The sequence below is a fragment of the Azohydromonas lata NBRC 102462 genome, from assembly GCF_001571085.1.
GTDB classification, from domain to species: domain Bacteria; phylum Pseudomonadota; class Gammaproteobacteria; order Burkholderiales; family Burkholderiaceae_C; genus Azohydromonas; species Azohydromonas lata.
The window spans coordinates 91937-113426 of sequence record NZ_BCTC01000003.1 but is presented as its reverse complement, the minus strand read 5'-3'; the positions used below and the strand labels follow the sequence as shown (position 1 = coordinate 113426).

Annotated in this window: 20 protein-coding genes; 12 read left to right on the top strand and 8 right to left on the bottom strand. The window is 71.0% G+C overall.

Translation table 11 applies throughout. The features are described 5' to 3' along the window. Nucleotides 1-19 precede the first annotated feature (19 nt). Both ALA01S_RS02380 and nikR read right to left on the bottom strand, forming a co-directional pair. A complete protein-coding gene (locus tag ALA01S_RS02380) occupies nt 20-2176 on the bottom strand; it encodes a TonB-dependent receptor (protein WP_238455670.1) in 2157 nt (718 codons plus the stop codon). Nucleotides 2177-2417: 241 nt separating this feature from the next. Further along, nucleotides 2418-2903 carry a nickel-responsive transcriptional regulator NikR gene (nikR, locus tag ALA01S_RS02375; RefSeq protein ID WP_066331504.1) on the bottom strand — a complete coding sequence of 162 codons (486 nt, stop codon included), beginning with the start codon at nt 2901-2903 and terminating at the stop codon, nt 2418-2420. Nucleotides 2904-3182: 279 nt separating this feature from the next. Here nikR and ALA01S_RS02370 point away from each other — a divergent pair, with 279 nt between their 5' ends. Genes ALA01S_RS02370 through ALA01S_RS02360 form a run of 3 tightly spaced genes read left to right on the top strand, consistent with a single transcriptional unit; the run spans nt 3183 to nt 4929 of the window. Beyond that, nucleotides 3183-3617, top strand: a complete 435-nt coding sequence (locus ALA01S_RS02370; protein ID WP_066331501.1) for an Lrp/AsnC family transcriptional regulator — start codon at nt 3183-3185, stop codon at nt 3615-3617. Next, nucleotides 3614-4186, top strand: coding sequence for a hypothetical protein (locus tag ALA01S_RS02365; protein ID WP_066331499.1), 573 nt, complete (start codon nt 3614-3616; stop codon nt 4184-4186). The genes ALA01S_RS02370 and ALA01S_RS02365 overlap by 4 nt, the downstream gene beginning before the upstream one ends. A gap of 35 nt (nt 4187-4221) precedes the next feature. Beyond that, a complete protein-coding gene (locus tag ALA01S_RS02360) occupies nt 4222-4929 on the top strand; it encodes a type 1 glutamine amidotransferase family protein (RefSeq protein WP_066331497.1) in 708 nt (235 codons plus the stop codon). Between the two features lie 21 nt (nt 4930-4950). Here ALA01S_RS02360 and ALA01S_RS02355 read toward each other — a convergent pair whose 3' ends face one another. Then, complete coding sequence (locus tag ALA01S_RS02355) at nt 4951-5184, bottom strand: DUF2630 family protein (protein WP_066331494.1); 234 nt, start codon at nt 5182-5184, stop codon at nt 4951-4953. A gap of 78 nt (nt 5185-5262) precedes the next feature. Here ALA01S_RS02355 and ALA01S_RS02350 point away from each other — a divergent pair, with 78 nt between their 5' ends. Next, nucleotides 5263-5790, top strand: a complete 528-nt coding sequence (locus ALA01S_RS02350; RefSeq protein WP_066331493.1) for an antitoxin Xre/MbcA/ParS toxin-binding domain-containing protein — start codon at nt 5263-5265, stop codon at nt 5788-5790. Between the two features lie 9 nt (nt 5791-5799). On the opposite strand, the gene ALA01S_RS02345 is transcribed toward ALA01S_RS02350, so the two are convergent. Beyond that, nucleotides 5800-6651, bottom strand: coding sequence for a TetR family transcriptional regulator (locus ALA01S_RS02345; RefSeq protein WP_066331490.1), 852 nt, complete (start codon nt 6649-6651; stop codon nt 5800-5802). A gap of 223 nt (nt 6652-6874) precedes the next feature. Between ALA01S_RS02345 and ALA01S_RS02340 the strand changes: the two genes are divergently transcribed. Then, nucleotides 6875-8113 carry an anion transporter gene (locus ALA01S_RS02340; RefSeq protein WP_066331488.1) on the top strand — a complete coding sequence of 413 codons (1239 nt, stop codon included), beginning with the start codon at nt 6875-6877 and terminating at the stop codon, nt 8111-8113. A 164-nt stretch (nt 8114-8277) separates the two neighbouring features. Next, nucleotides 8278-10458 (top strand): hypothetical protein, encoded by a 2181-nt coding sequence (locus ALA01S_RS02330; RefSeq protein ID WP_157118707.1) that lies wholly within the window; start codon nt 8278-8280, stop codon nt 10456-10458. A 108-nt stretch (nt 10459-10566) separates the two neighbouring features. Here the strand turns inward: ALA01S_RS02330 and ALA01S_RS02325 are convergent, their stop codons facing one another. From ALA01S_RS02325 to kynU, 4 genes are all read right to left on the bottom strand, one after another. Further along, nucleotides 10567-10914 (bottom strand): hypothetical protein, encoded by a 348-nt coding sequence (locus ALA01S_RS02325; protein WP_066331480.1) that lies wholly within the window; start codon nt 10912-10914, stop codon nt 10567-10569. 327 nt (nt 10915-11241) lie between these two features. Beyond that, nucleotides 11242-12705, bottom strand: a complete 1464-nt coding sequence (locus ALA01S_RS02320; RefSeq protein WP_169805836.1) for a DUF3999 family protein — start codon at nt 12703-12705, stop codon at nt 11242-11244. Nucleotides 12706-12770: 65 nt separating this feature from the next. After that, nucleotides 12771-15674 (bottom strand): DUF2339 domain-containing protein, encoded by a 2904-nt coding sequence (locus ALA01S_RS02315; RefSeq protein WP_084267136.1) that lies wholly within the window; start codon nt 15672-15674, stop codon nt 12771-12773. 106 nt (nt 15675-15780) lie between these two features. After that, nucleotides 15781-17031, bottom strand: a complete 1251-nt coding sequence (gene kynU / locus ALA01S_RS02310; protein ID WP_066331472.1) for a kynureninase — start codon at nt 17029-17031, stop codon at nt 15781-15783. Between the two features lie 154 nt (nt 17032-17185). Here kynU and ALA01S_RS02305 point away from each other — a divergent pair, with 154 nt between their 5' ends. From ALA01S_RS02305 to ALA01S_RS35410, 6 genes are all read left to right on the top strand, one after another. Beyond that, the gene (locus tag ALA01S_RS02305) at nt 17186-18913 is read left to right on the top strand and encodes an ABC transporter ATP-binding protein/permease (RefSeq protein ID WP_066331469.1); all 1728 of its coding nucleotides are present in this window, start codon (nt 17186-17188) and stop codon (nt 18911-18913) included. Nucleotides 18914-19073: 160 nt separating this feature from the next. Next, nucleotides 19074-19580: a GNAT family N-acetyltransferase gene (locus ALA01S_RS02300; protein WP_066331466.1), complete on the top strand. Its 507-nt coding sequence runs from the start codon at nt 19074-19076 to the stop codon at nt 19578-19580. Between the two features lie 42 nt (nt 19581-19622). Then, nucleotides 19623-20138 (top strand): EVE domain-containing protein, encoded by a 516-nt coding sequence (locus ALA01S_RS02295; protein ID WP_238455669.1) that lies wholly within the window; start codon nt 19623-19625, stop codon nt 20136-20138. Between the two features lie 32 nt (nt 20139-20170). Next, complete coding sequence (locus tag ALA01S_RS31435; protein WP_169805835.1) at nt 20171-20569, top strand: lysozyme inhibitor LprI family protein; 399 nt, start codon at nt 20171-20173, stop codon at nt 20567-20569. A gap of 45 nt (nt 20570-20614) precedes the next feature. Next, nucleotides 20615-21220: a DUF2238 domain-containing protein gene (locus ALA01S_RS02285; RefSeq protein ID WP_238455668.1), complete on the top strand. Its 606-nt coding sequence runs from the start codon at nt 20615-20617 to the stop codon at nt 21218-21220. Continuing rightward, complete coding sequence (locus ALA01S_RS35410) at nt 21105-21410, top strand: GNAT family N-acetyltransferase (RefSeq protein WP_084267143.1); 306 nt, start codon at nt 21105-21107, stop codon at nt 21408-21410. The genes ALA01S_RS02285 and ALA01S_RS35410 overlap by 116 nt, the downstream gene beginning before the upstream one ends. The last annotated feature ends 80 nt before the right edge of the window (nt 21411-21490 follow it).

The following is a 21490-nucleotide window of genomic DNA, read 5'->3' as shown; positions in this document are numbered from 1 at the left end:
TGGCGGCGGGGCCTGCCGTTCAGAAGCCGACTCGAAGCGTGAGCCGTGCCGTGCGCGGCTCTGCCGGGTGCACGTGCCGGTCGGCCACCGGCGCCGTCTCGCCGGGCAGTTGCGACGCGTAGAAGTACTCGATGTCGTTGACGCGGCGGTTGAACAGGTTGAACACGTCCAGCGTCAGCTCGGTGTCCTTGCCCAGCTTGCGGCCCAGGCGCAGGTTGGTGGTCAGCGAGGCGCGCGAGCGCACGCTGTTGTCCTCGATGAGCGCCCCCGAGCCCAGGTAGCGCCACTGCAGGCTGGCGGACCACGGGCCCAGGTCGCGCACCGTGAAGGCAACCGACGCCACCTTGTCCACGGCGTTGGGGATGCGGTCGCCGGCAGGGTCGGCGTCGGCGAAGCGCGCATGCGTCCAGGCCAGGTCGGCGTCCACCAGCAGCCACGGCACCGGGTTCCAGCGGTTGTTCCACTCCACGCCGTGGCGCTTGCTGGGCCGGTTGGCTTCCGTGGCGCCGGCGTCGCCGACGTAGACCAGCTCCGAGTCGAAGTCGAGCTTCCACAGCGCCAGGGAGCTCTGCAGGCCCGGCACCACCTCCGTGCGCACGCCGATCTCCTGGCCGCGCGCGGCCACGAGGCCCGGCACCTTGTCCACGGCGCCGCCGGTGCGCGGGTCGACCGTGGCGGTGGTGCCGCGGGCGTCGTTGCTGTGGAAGCCCCGGCCGGCGTTGAAGAAGACCTCCGTCTTGCTCCACGGGCCGAAGATCAGCGAGAGCTTGGGGCTGAAGAGGTGCGCTGAAGCCGTGCCGGCGTTGGCGGCGTTGGAGAGGCTGTCCACGTCGAAGCGGGCCTGGTCGGCGCGCACGCCCACGATGGTGCGCAGCCACGGCGCCACCTCCACCGAGGTCTGGCCGTAGAGGCCCAGGGAGGTCTGGCGCACGCGGTCCTCGCGCGTGATGCCCGTGACCTGGCGCGCCGCGGTGTCTAAGAGGCCGACGCGGATGCGGTCGTGGCGCAGTTGCAGGCCGAACTCGCTGCGCGCGGGAAGGCTGCCGAGCTGATGATCGAGGGCATGGCTGGCGTTGAGGCCGTAGACCTGGCGGCTGTCCTGCTGCGAGAACTGGTCGCCCTGGCCGGGGCGCTCCAGCGCGTAGGTGAAGTTGGAGAAGAGCTTGAGCCGGTAGTCGATGGCGTAGGCCGACACGCGCGTGGCCGAGCCGTCGTCGCCGCGGCGGTGCCACTCGGCCGAGAGGCTGCTGCGGCGCGTGTTGCCGCCGTCGGTGGGGTCCAGCGAATCGAAGCGGCCGAAGGGGCGGCCGTCGAAGGTGCCGGCGTCGATCAGGCGCTGCGGGATCTGGTCGGTCGAGGTCCAGTGTGCGTCGTAGTGCATCAGGCTCGCGCTGAAGCCCTGCGCCGCGGTGCCGCCGGAGAGCGTGAGCACGCCATTGACCTTGTGCAGCCCCTCCGGCGTGGTCCACGGCCCGTCGTTGCGCTGCAGCTCCAGCGCGCCCAGCAGCGACAGGCCCGGGCTGATCTCGCCGGAGCCCGCGCCCAGCAGGCGCTGGTAGCCGCGCTGGCCCAGCGTCAGTGCGGCAAACGGCTGCTCCAGCGTGCTGCGGTAGGCGATGTCGGCCGAGCCCGCGGCGGAGAAGTCACCGCCCCGCGCGAAGTACGGGCCCTTGCGGTATTCGATGCGCTCCACCAGCTCGGGGATGAGGAAGTTCAGGTCCGAGTAGCCCTGGCCATGGGCATGCGTGGGCATGTTCACCGGCAGTCCGTTGACGGTGGTGGCGAAGTCGGTGCCGTGGTCCAGGTTGAAGCCGCGCAGGAAGTACTGGTTGGCCTTTCCGTCGCCGGAGTGCTGCGTGACGATGACGCCGGGCACGAACTCCAGCACCTCGCCTGGGCGCAGCGCGGGGCGGCTCTTGAGCAGCTCGGCGCGCACGACACCCTGCGAGGCGGCGTCGGAGGTGCCCACGGCGTTGTCGTAGTGGCGCCCGGTGACCTCCACATGCTGCATGGGTCCTTCCGGCGGCTCGGGGGCGTCGTGCGCGAAGGCGGCCTGCGGCGACATCAGCAGTGCCGCGCAAGTGCCCAGGGCCATGGATGCCGCCCGCGCGACGGCACAGGGCCGGGCGTGCATGGAGATGGTCATGTCGGCCATGCTGGCTTCCTCGATGTTCATGTGTATGACTTCCTGTCCGATCGTCATACGCGGGCGGGAGCGGATTGGATGCGCAGCCGCTCGAAGGCCCGAAGCGTGTATGACGAAATTAAAAAACGTCACACAAGATCCGTGCCCGGCGCTTCAGCGGCGCCGCCGCCCAAGGGTGCCGTGGAGGGCGCGCTGGCTTGGCCCTGCATGCCGGCCTTGCACCGCCCAAGCCAAAGCGGCAGCGTCGCTTGCAGTGCGGCCAGCGGCGAGGTCAGCGGCTTGAGCGCTTGAGGCCCTTCGCTGGGCTCGGGTGTGCAGCCGCGGGCTGCAGGTGTTCGTGGCCCTGCGCGTGGTGCACGGCCATGGGGACCAGGTTCAGGTTGCCGTGGCTCACACCCGGTTGTGTGATCACCGACTGCGCGAAGCTGCGCACGGCATCGGTGCGCCCGCGCAGGATGACGGTCTCGATGCAGTGGTCATGGTCCAGGTGGGCATGCGTGGTGGCGACGGTGAGCTCGTGGTGGTCGTGCTGCAGGTCCGTCAGCCGCAGGGCCAACTGCCGCTGGTGGTGGTTGTAGACGTAACTCAGCGTGGCCACGCAGGGGGCGTCGGGCTGCTCGCGCAGCCGCGTGCTGCCCAGGTCCTGGCGCAGCAGGTCGCGGAAGGCCTCCGAGCGGTTCTCGTAGCCGCGCGAGCGCACCAGCGCCTCGAAGGCATCGGCCAGGTCGTCATCCAGGGACATCGTCAGTCGCTTCATCGGGTCTTCTCTCCTCCTGCTGCCTTGGCCGGAGATGGCAGCGGGAAGCGTGATTCTGGCGGGAGCGGCGAAGCGGGGAGCCCTTCTTCGTCGCACGCCCTGACCTCACCGACCGGGCCCGGGCGCTGGTGACCACGCCGCTGGCCGGTGACAGGCGCCCGTGTCAGTGCTCGGAGAGCATCGCCGCGGGCACCAATTTCTGAATTGCAAGCCGCCCTCTTTGCCGTGACAGTTCTTTCCTGTCGTAAATCGCCACAGTAAATACCGGCTCCGCCATCCATGCTCGACGACCTCGACCACCGCCTCATCGCCCTGCTGCGCGCCGACGCCCGCCTGAGCGTCGCCACCCTGGCGCACCGGCTGAACGTCTCGCGCGGCACCGTCGCCAACCGCATCCGCAGGCTGGAGCAGGAAGAGGTCATCGTGGGCTACACGGTGCAGTTGCGGCCGGATGCGCAGCCCGCGGGCATCACGGCCTGGATGGGCATCCTGGTGGAGGGCAACCGCACGCGCGAGGTCGTCACGCGGCTCCTGGGCGAGCCCGGCGTCGTCGCCCTGCACGACACCAACGGCCGCTGGGATCTGCTCGCCGAACTGCGCGCCGCCAGCCTGCAGGAGCTCTCCGCGGTGCTGGAGCGCATCCGGCTGCTGCAAGGCATCCGCGGCACCGAGACCAGCATCCACCTCGCCACCTACCGGCAATCGGCGCCATGACGGCGCCGCGCCGCGTCTTCCTCTTCAGCGGCCACATGCCGGATGTCCCCGGCCGCACGCCGCCGCGCTTTCCCATGGACAAGGTGCCGGCGGCGCGGCAGCGCATCGCCGGCGTGCTGGACGCGCAAGGCGCCGGCGCGCAAGACCTCGCGCTGTCCCAGGCCGCCGCGGGGGGCGACCTGCTCTTCCTGCAAGCCTGCGTCGCGCGCGGCCTGCGCTGCGAGGTGCTGCTGCCTTTCGAGGAGGACGAGTTCATCCGCCGCTCGGTCGAGCCCGTGAGCGAGGGCGAGCGCTGGCGCGCGCTCTACGAGGCGCTGCGCCCGCATTGGGCGCCGCCGCGCCTCATGCCGCGCGAGCTGGGGCCGCTGCCGGACGGCGCCAACGCCTTCGAGCGCTGCAACCTGTGGCTGTTGCACATGGCGCTGGCGCAGGGCGCGGGGAGGGTGCATCTGGTCGTCCTGTGGAACGGCGACGGCAGCGGCCACCGCGGCGGCACCGACCACATGGTCCGCGAGGCCCGCGCCCACGCCGCCTGCGTGCACTGGATAGACGCGCGCACCCTGGCGTAGCGCCCACAGGGCACGGCGCCTGCTGCGCGAGGGGCATGCAAGACCTCGCTTCTTCCGCCGCCGCCTCCCAGGCCGGCGCCGATGTGCCCAAGCGCACCGTGCACCTCTACGTCTTCGACGGCTTCGCCGACTGGGAAGCCGCCTTCGCCGTGGCCGGCATCAACAACCCGCAGTTCCAGCGCGAGCCCGGGCGCTGGCAAGTCAAGACGGTCGGGCCCGGCCGGCATGCGGTGCCGCGTTCCATGGGCGGCGTCTCCGTGCTGCCGGACCTGGGCGTCGAGGATTTGTTGCCGGACGACAGCGCGATGCTCATCCTGCCCGGCGGCACGGCGTGGGCCGACGACGAGTCGCACCACGCCGCCATCGGCAAGGCCGGCGCCTTCCTGCGCCGCGGCGTGCCGGTGGCAGCCATCTGCGGCGCCACGGCCGCCCTCGCGCGTGCCGGCTGGCTGGACACGCGTCCCCACACCAGCAACGCGCTGAGCTACCTCAAGGGCACGGGCTACGCGGGCGAGGGCTTCTATCGCGACGAGCCCGCCGTGCGCGACGGCAACCTCATTACCGCCGGCGGCATGGCGCCCATCGAATTCGCGCGCGAAATCTTCGCCCTGCTGGAGATCTACGAGGGCGAGGCGCTGCAGGCCTGGGAGCAGCTCTACAAGACCGGCAAGTCGGCCTACTTCGCGCGGCTGGCGCGGGCGGCCGAGGGGCCGTCAGGCGATGCCCAGGGCGCGGCGGGCTGAGCCCGCCGCCACCCGCGGCGCTCACTGGATGTACTTCTCCACCGTGTTCTTGTCGCGCACCTGGGCGTCGTCGGGGTTCTGGCCGAACTCGCGCTTGGCGCGGCGCTGGCGCAGCAGGTCCCAGCACTGGTCGAGCTGCACTTCCAGCTCCTCGATGCGCGCGCGGTGCTGGTCGGGGGACTGCGTGTCGGCGCGCAGGCGGTTTTCCTCATCGACCAGCTCGGTGATGTGCTGCAGCAGGGTCTTGTCGTCCACGGCGGGGCTCCTGGGTTGTCGTCGCCCTGGGCGGCAACCACCGTGCCCGTGCGGCGGGGCGCGGGAGCTTCAGCCGTGATGGCCAAGAACGCCCAGGCGGCCAACGACGCGTCCGCCGCCGCCCCCGCGCCGGACCTGCGCGGCTACCGCCCCGGCCAGAGCCTGATGGCGCAGGCCAGGACGCTCGCCGCCTTGGAAGCCGACGTGCTGGACAAGCTGGACGCCGCCGCCGTCCCGGCCGTGCTGGCGCGCGATCTGGGGCGGGCGCTGGACATCGCGCCGCGCCATTTCTTCCGCGACATCCTGGGCACGAACCGCTCGGCGGCGGAGAAGAAATCGTTCACCGACGCGCCGCTGCCGGCGGCGGCGGGGCTGCGCACCCTCCGGCTGCTGTGGCTGCTTGGGCGCGTGCAGGCCATGGCCGACGGCGGCGCGGGCGTCGTGGGCCGGTTCGACGCGGCGCGCTGGCTTGGGCCGTGGCTGGAGACGCCGCAGCCTGGGCTGCAGGCGCACCGGCCGGCGGAGCTGCTGGGGTCGGCGGGTGGCATGGAGGAGGTGGCCGCGCAGGCCGCGGAGAGCTTGCGGCTGGGCGCCGCGGCAAGGTGACGGACTGAATCACCCTGACTCCACCACCCGCCCTGCTACTTCCGGCTCGCGCCGCCCGCCCCAGTACGTCCCGGCGTAGCCGCGGTACGGGTTGCCGTACACGGGCCGCCCGGCGGCCTCGTGTTCGGCCATGAAGCGCTCCACGGCCTGCGGCGTGCCGCCCTTGAACATTTCCTTGAGCACGCCGTCCGCGAGCAGCTCGCGGTAGCGCACGGGGATGCCCGCGTAGGCCGCGCCTTCGGCCAGGTCCATGGGGATTTCGGTCGGGTCCAGAAAGCGGCTTTCGCCCAGCTCGCCGTCGTGGTGGGCGCGCACGCGCTGGGCGGCGTCCAGGATGCCTTCCACCACGTCCGACAGCGTGCGCCCAAGCACCTTGGCCTTCCACGACGCGCGCAGGAACAGCAGCTCGTGCGGGTCCACCCCCGGGCAGCGGCCCTGGTAGGCGGCGGTGAGGCAGTGGTCGCTGGCGGCCAGCAGCCGCTGCGTCTCGTTGGGCTCGCGCTCCAGCAGCCGCAGCACCTGGCCCAGCGAGGCGCCCTCCATGAAGCGCTCCGGCTCCACCTCGTAGCCCGCATCGCCGGGGTGGTGGTGGTCCACCCGCACCACCGGCTCCAGGCCCAGCACCGTGCACTCCACGAACACGGCCGGCGCGCGCGGTGGCAGCACGGCGGGGCGCGGAATCTGGTCCGAGCCCACGCGCACCACGCCGTCGGCGTCATAGGCCGTGCGCGGGATGCAGCGGCGCTTGTGGCGCGCGGCGTGGGCCCAGTACAAGCCCTCGCTGTCCACCACGCGCTGGATTTCGCGCATCTCCGGGTCCTGTGCGCCCAGGACGAAGTGCCAGTCCCTGTCTATCGCCATGGGTGTGCTTCAGCTCCCGGGTGCGCGGTGGAGGAGGGGGTGTTGCGGTTGTCAGTCATGTCGTTCTCCTTGGATTGTCCAGGAGTCGGCAAGGCCGGTGCCAGCCGCTGCGCCAGGGCGGCGCGGACAAGCGCAGCGCGCAGCGTGTACCGTCGCGCCTTTTCCAGTTGGGCCTGCCGCGGCGCCCGCCGTTCACAGGTGGCGCCGCGGCGGGTGTTTGCGCATGACCGATTTCGTTCTCCTCGTCTTTTCCCTGGTCTATCTCGGCATGGTCCTCGGCGGCCTGCCCTTCCTGCAGCTCGACCGCGGCGGCGTGGCGCTGCTGGGGGCCATCGCGCTGATCGCGGCCGAAGCCGTGAGCGTGGAGGCGGCGGCGCAGTCGATCGACCTGCCCACCATCCTGCTGCTGTTCGCCTTCATGGTGATCTCGGCGCAGATGCGCTTGGGCGGCTTCTACGACGCCGTGGCGCGCCGCCTGGCCGCGCTGGACATCGCCCCCGCGGCGCTGCTGGGGGCGCTGATCGCCGTCTCCGCCGTGCTCTCGGCCGTGTTCAGCAACGACGTGGTGTGCCTGGCCATGGCGCCGGTGCTGGTGGACGCCTGCCGCCGCCGCGGCCGCGACGCGCTGCCCTACCTGCTCGCGCTGGCCTGCAGCGCCAACATCGGCTCGGCCGCCACGCTCATAGGCAACCCGCAGAACATGCTCATCGGCGCGCAGTTGAAGCTGCCCTTCGGCGGCTACGTGCTGCAGGTGCTGCCGCCGGTGCTGGCCTCGCTGCTGGCGACCTGGGTGCTGGTGGCCTGGCTGATGCGCGAGCGGCTGCACGCCGCGCCGGCACCGGCGGCCGATGCCTCCGCGGCCCATGCGCCCGCCGTGCCGGGCGAAGACTTGCCGCTGTCGCGCTGGCAGGCGGCCAAGGGGCTGCTGGTGGCGCTGGGCGTGCTGCTGTGCTTCCTGTTCGCGCCCTGGCCGCGCGAGGTGGTGGCGCTGGCCGGCGCGGGGCTGCTGCTGCTGAGCCGCCGCCTGCACTCGCGCGACATGCTGGGCCTGGTGGACTGGCAACTGCTGGTGCTGTTCATGGGCCTGTTCGTGGTCAACCACGCGCTGCAGGCCACGGGGCTGCCGCAGGCGCTGGTGGACCGCATGGCCGCGGCCGGCTGGCGGCTGGACCACCCCGCCACGCTGTTCGGCGCCACGTTCGTGCTGAGCAACCTCGTCTCCAACGTGCCGGCGGTGATGCTGCTGCTGCCGCTGTCGGGGCCCGACGCCGGGCCGCTGCTGGCGCTGGTGAGCACGCTGGCGGGCAACCTGCTGCTAGTGGGCAGCATCGCCAACCTCATCGTGGCCGACGCCGCCGGGCGCCACGGCGTGCCCTTCGGCTGGCGCGAGCACGCGCGCATCGGCGTGCCGGTGACGCTGGCCTCCATGGCCATCAGCGCGGCCTGGCTGGCCTGGCGCTGAGGGCGGCCGGGGCGGCATGACCAGCCCCGGGGGCCTCTTCAGCGGATTCACGGCAACACAAAGAAAGCTTTTTGTTACCTTGCTTGGGCATGATGGAGTGTTTGTCCCGACCTGCATGGCGCCTCGTCGGGGCTCGTTCACATCACGAAGCGAGGGAGTCGGCCATGTTGTTGAAGAAGGTGTCGCAGGCGCTGGCCGCTGCGGGCTTGCTGGGTGCCGGCCTGGCCGGTTGCGGTGGCGGCGCGGACGCGCCGTCCACCTCGGCCACCGAGAAGGCCGCGTCGGTCATGGTGTCCACGACGGGGCCGCTCGGGGCCACGTCCACTGCGTCCCTCGCGTCCGCCGGGGTGTCCGACGCGCCCATCATGTTCAACGGGACGACCGCGACGGGGGGCGTCATAACGACCACTGCGCCACCCCTGACGTTGTCGCAGCCCATCCGCGTGGTGGACGGTCCGCTGCGCAACGCGCTGGTGTGCCTGGATGCCAACGGCAACGGCGCCTGCGACAGCGGCGAGGTGCAGGGCCGCAGCGGCGCCGACGGCCGACTCACGCTGCAGATGTCCAGCACCATCGTGGGCAAGTACCCGCTGCTGGCCGTGGTGGGCACGGACGCGGTGGACGGCACCACCGCCGTGGCCACGCGCTTCGTGCTCATGGCGCCCGCGGACCAGGCCGCGGTGGTCACGCCGCTGACCACGCTGGTGCAGGCCTGGGCCGAGCTGGCCGGCAGCACCACGGCCGTGGCCGCGGCGGCCGTGCAGTCGGCCGCCGGGCTGGCCGTCTCGCCGCTGAAGGACTACACCGGCGCCACCGACGCGGCTTCCGTGCGCGCGGCCACGCTGGCGCGGCTGCTGGTGCTGGCGCAGCAGCAGGCGGCCTCCGCGCTCAAGGCCGGCGTGGTGGGGCAGAAGGATTTCAATGGCGTCGTGGCCACCCAGGCCGACCTGGACAAGGCCTTGCGCTACGCCCTGGTGGACGCGCTGCCGTCCTTGGGCGCCGTGGCCGCCGCCACGGCCGCCGACACCACGCTGACCGCCGCCACCCGCGAGGCCGCGCTGCTGGCCGCGGCCAAGGCCGCGATAGGCGCAGACCTCAAGCTCGACGCCGGCAAGGTGCTCACGCTCATAGGCGCGTCCAAGCTGCCCCTGGACGCCGCAGCGGGTACCAAGCTGGCCGGCGGCAACCTGCGCGGCTTCACCTTCAGCGATGCCAACAACTGGTTCTTCCGCGCCAACCTGAGCACGGCCGCCGACAACACGCCCGGCGCCGATGGCACGGTGCGCTACTACAGCCGGTTCGAGCGCAACGCCGCCGGCAAGGTGAGCGATTGGGGCTTCCACGGCGATTCGGCCCGCGCCGGCGACCTGCACTGGAACGGCACCGCCTGGTCGGCCTGCCCGCTGGGCACGCGCAGCACGCAAAAGCCGCAGACCGGCACCCGCTGGACCTACAGCTACTGCGCCGGCATGGAGCAGGGTGCCTCGTGGCACAGCAGCGTGGACGTCAGCGGCAAGACGCTGCTGGAGGTCGTCACGCGGCTGCGCGGATTCCCCGGCAGTGCCGATGGCGTGCCATACGCGCAGTGGGGACCGTCCGACCTCAAGCTGCTGGGCACCACGGCCAAGTTCCCCACCGGGGCCAAGCTGCAGTTCAGCACCGGGTTCGCCACCGCCACGGCACCGGCCTACGACGTGCAAGGCTCGGCCATCGCCACGGCCTACACCGCCGCGGTGGCCGCGGGCGGCGATGCGCGCAACGGCGCCAAGGTGGCCTGCGGCGCGGTGACGCCCACGAACTCCGCGACCTACAAGACCACGCCGGCCAAGCTGGAAGACCTGGTGGCCGTCAGCCGCGGCACGCCCTGCATCTACGGCACCTCCACCAATGCGGACGGCACCAGCCTGGCGCGCAACGAGTGGTGGAGCAACAGCACCGTGAGCCTGGGCAAGGCCACCGGCGCCATGGCGCAGCCCGCGGGGACCGGCAACTACTACACCACCACCGCGCTGCTGCGCGTGGCCTTCGGCACCACCGGCAACGCCACGACCTACTACAAGTGCCTGGAGCGCACCAGCGACGGCTCCACCCGCAACTGCACCCAGATCGGCAAGGGCACCTACGCCATCGCCACCCTGGGCGACGCGCGCGTCATGAGCTTCACGGACCTGCCGCTGCTGTCGCAGCGCCAGGGCTGGTCGCGGGTGCTGGTGCAGCGCGGCGGCAAGATCTACTTCGGCTACCAGAACCGCGTGGGCGCGATTTCCTCGCAGGCCCGGCTGAACCTGACGGCGGCCAACGCGGTGTTTGGGCAGCTCAAGATCAGCCCGCTCACGCCGCAGTAAGGCGCACAGGCGGGGCGCGGTGCGCGCGCTGGCGCCGCCGCGGCGACGTGCCGGCCGCAGGGCCGTGCCGCCGCGCTCCCGCCGGCCTGGGCGGGATGTCCATGCCGCTCACTTGCCCTTGAGCGGCCCCGGATTGGCCTGCAGGTAGGCCGCCATTTCGTCCGGCGACACCAGCCCGTCGCGGTTGGTGTCCACCTGGGCCCAGTCGCGCGTGGCCGCCGTGCCGCCGCTGCCCGTGCCCGCGACCTGGGGCGACACGCCGGTGGCCGTGGCGGCGGTGGCGGGCGTCTGCTGCATGGGCGTGTTGGCCTTGGTCGTGGTGGTGGCCGTGTTGGCGTTGGAGGCGCAACCGGCCAGCGCGGCGATCAAGCCGGCGGCGGACAACAGGCAGGCCAGGCGCAGGGCCGTCCTGGCCTGCGGTTGCGACTTGGACTTGGGCTTGAGCTCGGACTTCATTCGCGGTCTCCTCAGGATGGGCTCGATGGCAGCGCACAAGGCCGCCGGCTCGGCGGCCCCGCGCAGGCACATCACCGCGCGCCCGGGGCCGCCGGCCCGGCAGCAGCAAGTTAGACACCGGCCCGCACCCCGGGGTTTCACGCGGCGTCAGGCGCGGCTTGAGGAGAGGGTTCGGGAAAACGGGAAGGTGGGCTGCGCGGGGTGCTGGCGCTGGCCCTGGGCGATGCCGTTCGAAGGCCCCACCTCGGCGCTCGTGGATGCCCGCTTTCGCGGGCATGACGAAGTAGGGGGGTGAAGCGCCTTGGCTCACCGGATACGAAGTCCTTCTCAGCCTTCTCCGTCTTTTCCCTTCATCTCCCTGCCCAGCCGCCAGGCCAGGCCACCCAACACGCCCACCGCCGCCACCAGCAACCCCCACAGCAGCCATTGCCGCCGCTGGTCGGCCGGGGCGTCGCGCAGGCTGTCCAGCACGCCGCGCGGCGCGGCGGATTGCGCCGCCAGCGCGCCCACCGTCGCCACGGGCAGCCGGTGCTCTGCGCCCGCTTCCCAGCCGGGCAGCACGGTGGGCAGCGGCAGCGCCACCGCGGCCGCCTTCTCGCGCCCAACCGCCAGCGTGAAAGGCGCGCCGCCGCGCGCGGCAAACACCACCTGCGGCGCCCGCCACCACAGCGTGGCCTGCGGCGGCGCGGCCGGGGGCGGCACGCGCGCGTCCAGCTCCAGCCGCCATTGCCGAGCCAGGGCGCCGTCCAGCGGCTGCGCGGGCGCCTGCAGCGTGCTGCCGTCGCGCTGGAAACGGTAGGCGGTGAGCAGCGCCACGGGCAGCCACGGCGCGTCGCCCCGCCCAACGCGCCCCTCGGCGCGGCGCAGCACGCGCAGCGGCGCCACGGCGTTGTCCTCGGCCAGGTTCACCTGCAGCAGCGAGGCCGGCAGCAGCGCCCCCGCGTCCAGCCGCCAGGCGCGCTCGCCGTCGGCCTGCAAAGTAAAACGCGCGCTGTCCAGGCCGGCTTCAGCCGCCACCGGCACCGCCAGCTCGGCCACCACGCCTTGCAGGTTGAAAACGCCGCCGCGCACGACCAGGCGCAGGTAACGGTGCTGCGGCGTGAGGCCGGAGAGCGCGATGCGCGGCTGGCGCAGGGCGGCGCTGGCGGCGTCGGCGCCGGGCACGTCCACCAGCGTGGCGATGCCCACGTCCTCCCAGGACTGCGCGTCGGCGCTGGCCTGCACCGCCGCGCGCCGCTCCAGCCCCTGCGCCGGCGCCGCCCAAGCCAGGCGCAGCGCGGCGGGGCGTTCGCGGCCCAGGGGCTGCAGATCCAGCAGCCAGGCGCGCGCCGTGGGCGCGGCGGGGTCCGATGCCGCGGCCGAGGCCGCCACCGCCGCGCCGCTTTGCACGTCCAGCACGGCGCCGTCGGCGCGCAGGCGCAGGGTCAGCGGCGCGGGCGCGCTGGCGGCGCCGTCCACCGCGCCGGGCCAGTCGAAGCGCGGCAGCGCCACCTCGCGCGGCGGCGGCGTGTCAGCCGCAGGCGCACCGGCCCAAGCCAGCGGCACGGGCTCGCCCGCGGCGTTGAAGATGCGCACGTCGGCCCAAGCGGCGCTGCGCGAGGCCTGCAGCACGGCCAGCGGCAGCGCCACGCGCTGCAGCCCGCCGCCCGCGGCGGAAAGCGCCAGCGGCGCCGTGGCGGCGTAGCGGTTCAGGGCGTCATTTGCGGGCTGCGACCGCGACGGCAGCGGCGCGGCCAGCACCCCAGCCAGCGCGGCCAGCGTGGCCACCACCAGGCGTTTGGGACGTCCCAAACTTCGCCCGCGCGCGGGCAGGAGCGGGGCCGGCGACCCGCGCAGGGCCATGGTCCAGCGCCGGCTCACGTGGACGCCTCCCGCCGCGCTGCGCCCGCGGACGGCGGCAGCGGCGACACGTAGCCGATGACCAGCATCAGCGCGCCCACGCCCAGGAAGGACACGATGCGCTGCAGTGCGCTGGTGTGGCCCAGGTCCACCAGCATGAGCTTGCCCACGGTCAGCGCCAGCAGCGCCGCGCCCAACAGCCACACCGGGCGGGCGAGCGCCGCACCGAAGCGCCGCGTGGCCAGGAACATGGCGGCCAGCGCGCACAGCGTCCAGGCGATGGTCAGCGTGGTCTGCACCAGGCCGCTGCCCAAGGTGCCATCGGCCCACAGCGGCGTGCCGGCCCACTGGTGGAGCGTGCGCACCAGCAGGCTGTTGAGCCACCAAAAAGCCAGCAGTCCTGCCGCGACGAGCACGCCGCGCGGCAGCGCCCAGCCGCTCCAGCGCGACACCCATGCCCGGCGCAGCCGCAGCGCGTACAGCAGCATCAGCACATGGCCCAGGTCCACGGGGTTGAGCAGCGGCACGTAGGGCAGCGGCGCCATGCCGCCGTCGGCAAAGGCATTGGCCAGCAGGCTCCACAGCGCCATGAGCGCCAGCCAGGGCGCGGCCCAGCCGCGCAGCCAGGCGTCGGGGTGGACGGCCACGGGCCAGCGCCCGCGCCGCAGCGCACCCAGCGCGGCCCACGCCAGGGCCGTTGGGCCGGCGAGCACGGCGGCGGCCGTCCAGCTCTCGTGGCGCGGGGCCAGGGCCGTCATGGCGGCGTGGCTCCACAGCGCGGCGGCGATGAGCGCGGTCCAGGCGACGAGCAAATGCTCGGCGCGCAGGCTGCGGCGCCAGCGGCCGGGGGCGGGGTCGTGGTCCAGCCGGTGCAGCACCCAGGCGGCGGCGGACATCCAGGCCAGCAGCGCCAGCGTGCCCGCCGGCCACCACCAGGGCCAGGGGTCGCCGAAGTCCCATTGCGACGCCGACAGCCCAAGCAGCGCAAACGGCGGCGCCACGCCCAGCACCGCGCGCGCGGCCACGGACAGCTCCGGCCAGCGCAGGCGGCGGTGCAGCGCCTCGAACGGCAGGGCCAGCACGGCCAGGGCGATGAGCGTGAGCTGCGGCAGGTCCGGCCAGCGCCAGGGCGCGCGTGCCGCCTCCTGCAGCACGCCGGCCACCAGGTGCAGCACGGCCAGGCCCAGCAGCGCGGCGTGCGTGGCGTACAGGCCGCCCGGCGTGACGCGCAGCGCCAGGCCCAGGCGCGGCAGGCCGTCCACCGGCCAGGCAACGGCTTGGGGCGCGGCCTGCTGGAGCTGCCGCGCGGTGAGGAGCAGCGCGGCGCCTATGACCGCCACGCCCAGGAAGACCGGGTTGGCGAAGGTCCAGGCCGTGGCGGCCTGCGGCTGCGACCAGAAGGACAGCAGCGACAGCGCCTGCAGCGCCACGCCCAGCGCCAGGGCCCAGCCGCGGTGCTGGCGCAGCGCGATCCAGGCGATGCCCGCCCCCTGCAGCGCCCAAGTGAAGCCGGTCCAGCGCGCGTCCAGCGCCAGCGGTGCCACCAGCGCCAGGAAGGTGAGGCCCAAGGCGAGCAAACCTTCGGTGACCAGGCGCAGCCGCTCGCCCAGGCGCCGCCACAGCCAGGTGCCCAGCAGCACGTACACGCCGGCCAGCGCCGCCGCCGAAGCGGCCAGCGCCAGCGGCTCGCCCTGGAGCATGCCGGCCTGCAGGCCGAAGGCGGCCAGCGGCATGCCGAACAGCAGCCCGGCGTCGGCATAGGCGGCGCGCGGCGCGGCGCCGTCCGCGGGTGGCGCCGACAGGCGCAGCGCGTACTGCACCGCGATCCACAGGTACAGCGCCACGTGGGCGGCCAGGAAAAGCTCCGTGCTCCAGAACAGCTCCGGCCGCCAGGACTTCAGCCCCCAGCCCAGGCCGATGCCGAAGGTGAAGCCCAGGCCCACGAGGTTGAGCAGCTTCCAGGCCTTGTGCCGCGCGATGAAGGCGATGCCCAGGTTCAGCAGCAGGTAGTAGCCGAAGAGGGCGACGTGGCTGCCCTCGCCGGTGCTGGTGAGCACGGGGGCGAGGAAGCCGCCCGTGCTGCCCAGCACGGCCAGGGGTAAAGCATCCTGCCGCAGCGCCAGCAGGGCCGCGAAGGCGCCCAAAGCGGCCAGCAGCGCGAAGGCCAGCGCGGGCGGCAGGAGCTCGTAGAGGCGCAGCGCCGCGAACAGCGTCAGGTACAGCACGCCCACGCCCGCGCCCTGCAGCGACAGCCCGTAGCCCCGCCGCTTCCCGCGCAAGCGCCAGCCCAGCAGGACGAGCGCGACGGCCGCCACGGCCACGCCGGCCAGGCGCAGCTCCACGGGCACCAGCGCGTGCTCGGCCGCGTAGCGCAACAGGAAGGCCACGCCCAGGAACAGGATCAACACGGCCAGCCGCACGATGGTGTTGCCGCCCGCCACCCAGGCCTTGAGCGTGTCGCCCAGGGAGCTGGTCACGAAGGGGCTGCGCTCGTCGCGCTCTGCTGCCGTGGCGGGCGAAGGCGGGGCGTCCAGCGCCGTGGAGGCGAAGGCCACTTCAACCGCCATCACGGGCGCGGCGGCAACGGGTTCGAGCGCGGGCTCGCGCGGCGGGGCGCTTGCGGCGGGCCTGGCAGGCCGCGCGGGCGGACCGGGCGGCGCGTCGGCCGGGAGCGCTTCCTCCTCCAGGCTGGGGGACGGCGCGGTGGCGGTGACGGCCTCAGGCGCCATGGCCGGGGAGGCGTCGCGCAGGGCCTGCAGCGCCTGGCGCAGTTGCCGCACTTCGCTCTCCAGCCGCTGCTGGCGCTGCAGCAGCCACAGGCCCAGGGCGGCCAGCAGCCCAATGGCCGCGGGCGGGCCCAAGGAAGCCGACGCGGCGGCACCCGCCAGCACCACCAGCAACAGCCACAACGCGCTCTTCATCCAGGGGCCCCCGCTTCGCGTGGAAAGCGGGCAGTCTGCCCGGTGCAGGGGATGGCGGCGAGAGGGATTTATGGCCCGGGAGCGGGCCCCCGAGGAGGGTGGCGGCTCAGGTCACGGCCGAGCGGGTTTGAAAACGCGCCTCGCGCCAGGTCTCGTTTTGCAGCACGTCGCGCAGCGCCTCCACGGCCTCCCACACGTCCACGAAGCGCGTGTACAGCGGCGTGAAGCCGAAGCGCAGGATGCCGGGCTCGCGGTAGTCGCCGATCACGCCGGCGGCGATGAGGGCCTGCATCACCGCGTAGCCCTGCGGATGGCGCCAGCTCACCTGGCTGCCGCGGCGCGCGTGCTCGCGCGGCGTGACCAGCTCCAGCGGGAAGCCCGCGCAGCGCTCCTCCACCAGGGCGATGAACAGGTCCGTCAGCGCCAGCGACTTCGTGCGTAGGCAAGCCATGTCCGTGCGCTCGAACACGTCCAGCCCGCACGCCACCAGCGACTGCGAGACGATGGCCTGCGTGCCGCAAAGAAAGCGGCCGACGCCCGGGTCCGGCCGGTACTGGGGCTCCATGGCAAAGGGCTCGGCGTGGCCCCACCAGCCGGAAAGCGGCGTCTCGAACACGGCTTGCCAGCGCGGGGCGACCCACAGGAAGGCCGGCGAGCCCGGGCCGCCGTTCAGGTACTTGTAGGTGCAGCCCACGGCCGCGTCGGCGTCGGCGCCGCGCAGGTCCACGGGCAGCGCGCCCGCGCTGTGCGCCAGGTCCCACAGCGCCAGGGCGCCGTGCCCGTGCGCCAGCGCGGTGAGGGCCGCCATGTCGTGCAGCGCGCCCGTGCGGTAGTCCACCTGGGTGAGCATGAGCACGGCCACGTCGTCGGCCAGCGCCGCGGGGATGTCCTCGGCGCGGTCCACCAGGCGCAGCTCGTGGCCCTGCTGCAGCAGCTTGGCCAGGCCCTGGGCGATGTGCAGGTCGGTGGGGAAGTTGCCGCGCTCGCAGACGATGGCCCGCCGCCGCGGCTGCCGTGCGTGCTGGTGCGCCAGCATCGCGGCCAGCAGCTTGAACAGGTTCACCGACGTGGTGTCCGTCACCAGCACCTCGCCGGGGCCCGCGCCAATGAGCGGCGCCAGGCGGTCGCCCAAGCGGCGCGGCAGCGTGAACCAGCCCGCATCGTTCCAGCTGCGGATCAGCCCCTGGCCCCATTCCTGCGCCACCACCTGCGCCGCGCGTTCGGCCGCGGCCTTGGGCCGCGGGCCCAGCGAATTGCCGTCGAGGTAGACCACGCCGGCCGGCAAGTCGAAGGCTTCACGCAGGCCGGCGAGCGGGTCGCGGGCATCCAGTTGCAGGCAATCGTCGCGGGTGGGCATGGCGGTCGCTCCTGGGGGCGTCAAGTTTTGGGGCGGCCACTGTACCTGCGCGCAACGTTTGCGCTTCCCGCCGCGGGATGATCCGCAGGCGGGAGGGCAGGGGCCCCCCTCTAAGATCAACCAGGGATTCGCGCCCTCGCCCGGCGCCACATGGATGTCGAACGAACCCCAACAACCGGGCTTCAACGCCCGCCTGCTGCACCGCTTCAAGGCCATTGCGGCCCCCTACTGGACCTCGGAGGAACGCTGGCGCGCCGCGGCCATGCTGGCCGTGCTCATGGCGCTGCTGCTGGCGCAAACCGGTTTTGCCGTGGCCTTCAACCACGAGACCGGCGAATTCACCTCGGCGCTGGCCGCGCGCGACGCCGACCGCTTCTGGAGCGCCATCACCCGCTTCCTGCAGTGGCTGGCCTTCGCGGTGCCCATCTACGCGCTCTATTACTTCGTCCGCGACACGCTGGGCCTGCGCTGGCGGCGCTGGATGACCACGTATTTCCTCGGCCACTACCTGGGCCACCGCGCCTACTACAAGCTCAACGCCGTCTCGGCGCTGGACAACCCGGACCAGCGCATTGCCGAGGACATCAACAGCCTGACCTCGCAGTCGCTGTACTTCTCCATGATCGTGCTGGGCTCCGTGATCCAGCTCGTGGCCTTCACCAGCGTGCTGTGGAACATCTCGCGGCTGCTGGTGGTGGTGCTCATCGGCTACGCCATCTTCGCCACCTTCTTCACCGCGGCGGTGTTCGGCAAGCGGCTGATCCCGCTGAACTTCGCGCAGCTGCAGCGCGAGGCGGACTTCCGCTTCAACCTCGTGCGCGTGCGCGAGAACGCCGAGCCCATCGCCTTCTACGAGGGCGAGCCGCGCGAGATGACGGCCCTGCAGCGCGTCTTCGACTTCGCCTACCGCAACTACCAGAAGGTGCTGCGCTGGCAGTTGAAGCTGAACCTGTTCCAGTACGCGCACAGCTTCCTCACGCTGGCGCTGCCCAGCATCGTGGTGGCGCCGGACGTGCTCAACGGCACGCTGGAGGTGGGCGCCGCCGTGCAGGCGGCCGGCGCCTTCTCGGCCATCCTGAGCGCGCTCACCGTGGTGGTGGAGCACTTCGAGGGCTTGAGCCGCTTTGGCGCCGGCATCGAGCGGCTTTACGGTTTCCAGCAGGTCTTGCACGAGCAGTCGCGGCCCCCGTCGGAGCGCGAGGCGGGCGTGGAGCACGTGCGGCTCGTCCACGGCGCGGAGCTGGCGGTGCAGGGGGTGAGCGTGCTCACGCCGCAGCGCGAGCAGGTGCTCATCAACCACGTGAGCTTCACCGTGCAGCCGCACCAGGGGCTGCTGATCGTGGGCCCAAGCGGCTCCGGCAAGAGCTCGCTGCTGCGGGTGATGGCGGGGCTGTGGAACACGGGCCATGGCCAGGTGGTGCGCCCGGCCGGGGCGGACATGCTCTTCCTGCCCCAGCGCCCCTACCTGCCCCCGGGCGACCTGCGCACACAAATGCTTTATCCGCACGTGGACCGAGAGATCAGCGACGAGGAGCTGCTGCAGTGGCTGCAGCGCGTGAACCTGCCCACGCTGGCCGACCGCGTGGGCGGCCTCGCGGCCGAGCGCGACTGGGGAAAGCTGCTGTCGGTGGGCGAGCAGCAGCGCCTGGCCTTTGCGCGCGCCCTGGTGGCGCGGCCGCGCTACGCGCTGCTGGACGAATCCACCAGCGCGCTGGACGCGGCCAACGAGGAGCTGCTCTATGCGCAACTGGAGGAGCTCTCCATCACGCCGGTGAGCATCAGCCACCGCCCGGCGCTGCAGAAATACCACCGCCAGGTGCTGGAGCTGCAGGGGGAGGGGCGGTGGAAATTGCTGCCGGCGGACGGGTATCACTGGGTTTGACGGCGGGTTGCCGCAGCGGTAATTCTTCACGGATTGCCGTAAATAATTATTTCCTGTCCGAATATTTGCCTGGAAAAAGAGAAACACGAAGGTCGAAAAATTGCGGCAGCCTTATCGTTGCGGGTGAATCCGACCACTCCCGACAGCGTGGCTGCCCGCGATGAATGATTTTTCCTTGAGAGAGTTTTGTTTCCAGGACGCTGCACGGATCAACGCCCTGGCACTTGAAGCTTTTCAACAATACGAAGGCGCTTACCAGGACTGGCCGTTATTCCAGTCCAAAATCGCCAACATGGCCGCACTGGCGCAGACCGGTGAAATCGTGCTGGCTGAACTGGATGGAAGAATTCTCGGCGCCGTTGCCTACGTGGGTCCCGGTGCCACCAAGGCGGATTTCTTCAAGCCGCACTGGCCCATCATGCGCATGCTGGTCGTGGCGCCGGGTGCACGGGGGCGGGGTATTGGGCGGGCCTTGGCGCGGGCATGCCTGCAGCGGGCCGAGCGGGACGGTGCGACGGAATTTGCGCTGCACACCAGCAAGATCATGGATGTCGCGCTGCCCATGTACGAGCGCATGGGTTTCCAATGGGTGTCGCGAACGCCGGATATTCATGGCGTCGAGTATGGTGTTTACGTCAAGAAAATTCAAAAGCCAGCTGGCATTTGAAGTGTTATTTCAATAAAAATCATGGACCAACTCAGCTTTCCCATGGATTTCGCGCCGGTGGAAGGTATGGCCAGAAAACCGCTGGCCAACGCTGGAAAACCGACCCGCTACTGGATAGGCGTGGCCTCGCGCGAGCATGTGGCCTTGGGCCAGGCCGGCGGCTTTTGCCAGCTCTGCCATGGCAAGGCGCAGCCGCTCAAGCGCATGTCGGTGGGCGACTGGATCATTTACTACTCGCCCAAGGAGGTGATGGACGAGTCCACGCCCTGCCAGAAATTCACGGCGATTGGGCGGGTGGTGGGCGCCGAAGTTTATTCGTTTGAAATGTTCCCCGGCTTCGTGCCGTTCCGGCGGGACATTGATTTCCTGCAGGCGGCGCAGGCACCCATACGCCCCATGCTGCACAAGCTGTCGTTTATCCAGGATAAAAGCCGCTGGGGCTACAGCTTCAGGTTTGGGCACCTGGAAATACCGAGGCACGATTTCGAGATCATCGCGTCAGCCATGCTGGATTATATTCCTCAAGGCTTTTTGGCGTACGGCATGGCACCAGAATAGAAATCCAGCGGCAAATGATATCAACCTTCAACTTGTCCACTTCGATGAAAAATTGCCTGTTCGTCCTGTGCGCGGCTTTCCTAGCTGCTTTGCCTGCCCATGCGCTGGATTGCAAGAATGCGATGAACACGATGGATATGAATGATTGCGCAGCCATCGAGCAGAAAGCAGTGGAAGTACGTTTGAACGAGGTTTATCAACGCGTGATGAAAGAATTGGATAAGCCGGACGAGGAGCTTGAAAAATACTCTGAAGTCAGAAAGAAATTGCTGGAAGCGCAGCGTGCATGGATCAGGTTCAGGCAGTCGGATTGTGATGCACAATATGCTTACCATATGGACGGTTCCATGCGGAACCTCGTGTATCTGGGATGCATGCGAAGCCGTGCGGAAAGACGCATCAAGGATCTGGAGGAATATTTGCCCCGGTGAGGGTTGATGTGATGATTTGCTTTTCCCATGAGTGCTTTAAATAAGATGTTTTTGCCGGCAGCATTGCTTTTGCTGTTGACGTTGTTAGCCCTCTCCGGCTGGCATCCCTACGACCGCACGACCTGGCTGCTGGAAATATTCCCAATTGTCATCGCGCTGCCCCTGCTGGCGGCCACCCACGGAAAATTTCCGCTCACCCCGCTGCTGTACGCCTGCATATTCGCGCACGCCTGCGTGCTCATGTTGGGCGGCGCCTATTCGTATGCGCGTGTGCCACTGGGTTTCTGGATGGCGGACCTGTTCGGCTGGCACCGCAATCCCTACGACAAAATAGGCCACTTTTTCCAGGGCTTGGTGCCGGCACTGGCAGCTCGGGAAATTCTCATCCGCGGCAGCCAGGTGCGCGGGCGAGCCATGCTGAATTTCGTCGTGGTTTGCATCGTCCTGGCGGTGAGTGCCGGCTATGAATTGATCGAATGGGCCGCGGCCCTGGCATTGGGCCAGGGTGCCGACGAATTCCTGGGCACCCAGGGCGATCCGTGGGATACCCAGTCGGACATGTTCATGGCGCTGGTGGGCTCGGTCACGGCGCTGCTGCTGTTTTCACGGCTGCAGGACGGGCAGATTCGAAAACTCCAGGGACCGGCTTGAACATCACGATGGAAACGGCCGCACCGGCCTGGGCCAAGAGCTGCTGGGCGAGGCCATCGCCCAGGCCCGCGCGCGGGGCTGCCGGCGCATCACGCTGCCCACCGACGAGGTCAACGCGGACGCGCAACGCTTCTATGTGCGCCAGGGTTCCAGCATCTCGCCCATGCGGGCCATGCGACTGGTGCTGTAAACCCGCGCTGTAAACCGCCGATGTCAGGGGAATGCCGGTGCGTGGTCTGTAGACTGCCGCCACCCCTTCGCACCGCCGCT

Excerpts from the sequence above, each read along its gene's own strand:
- ALA01S_RS02380 (WP_238455670.1), bottom strand. The coding sequence starts at position 2,176 with ATGAACATCGAGGAAGCCAGCATGGCCGACATGACCATCTCCATGCAC.
- nikR (WP_066331504.1), bottom strand. The coding sequence starts at position 2,903 with ATGAAGCGACTGACGATGTCCCTGGATGACGACCTGGCCGATGCCTTC.
- ALA01S_RS02370 (WP_066331501.1), top strand. The coding sequence starts at position 3,183 with ATGCTCGACGACCTCGACCACCGCCTCATCGCCCTGCTGCGCGCCGAC.
- ALA01S_RS02365 (WP_066331499.1), top strand. The coding sequence starts at position 3,614 with ATGACGGCGCCGCGCCGCGTCTTCCTCTTCAGCGGCCACATGCCGGAT.
- ALA01S_RS02360 (WP_066331497.1), top strand. The coding sequence starts at position 4,222 with ATGCAAGACCTCGCTTCTTCCGCCGCCGCCTCCCAGGCCGGCGCCGAT.
- ALA01S_RS02350 (WP_066331493.1), top strand. The coding sequence starts at position 5,263 with ATGGCCAAGAACGCCCAGGCGGCCAACGACGCGTCCGCCGCCGCCCCC.
- ALA01S_RS02345 (WP_066331490.1), bottom strand. The coding sequence starts at position 6,651 with ATGGCGATAGACAGGGACTGGCACTTCGTCCTGGGCGCACAGGACCCG.
- ALA01S_RS02340 (WP_066331488.1), top strand. The coding sequence starts at position 6,875 with ATGACCGATTTCGTTCTCCTCGTCTTTTCCCTGGTCTATCTCGGCATG.
- ALA01S_RS02330 (WP_157118707.1), top strand. The coding sequence starts at position 8,278 with ATGTTGTTGAAGAAGGTGTCGCAGGCGCTGGCCGCTGCGGGCTTGCTG.
- ALA01S_RS02325 (WP_066331480.1), bottom strand. The coding sequence starts at position 10,914 with ATGAAGTCCGAGCTCAAGCCCAAGTCCAAGTCGCAACCGCAGGCCAGG.
- ALA01S_RS02315 (WP_084267136.1), bottom strand. The coding sequence starts at position 15,674 with ATGAAGAGCGCGTTGTGGCTGTTGCTGGTGGTGCTGGCGGGTGCCGCC.
- kynU (WP_066331472.1), bottom strand. The coding sequence starts at position 17,031 with ATGCCCACCCGCGACGATTGCCTGCAACTGGATGCCCGCGACCCGCTC.
- ALA01S_RS02305 (WP_066331469.1), top strand. The coding sequence starts at position 17,186 with ATGTCGAACGAACCCCAACAACCGGGCTTCAACGCCCGCCTGCTGCAC.
- ALA01S_RS02300 (WP_066331466.1), top strand. The coding sequence starts at position 19,074 with ATGAATGATTTTTCCTTGAGAGAGTTTTGTTTCCAGGACGCTGCACGG.
- ALA01S_RS02295 (WP_238455669.1), top strand. The coding sequence starts at position 19,623 with ATGGATTTCGCGCCGGTGGAAGGTATGGCCAGAAAACCGCTGGCCAAC.
- ALA01S_RS02285 (WP_238455668.1), top strand. The coding sequence starts at position 20,615 with ATGTTTTTGCCGGCAGCATTGCTTTTGCTGTTGACGTTGTTAGCCCTC.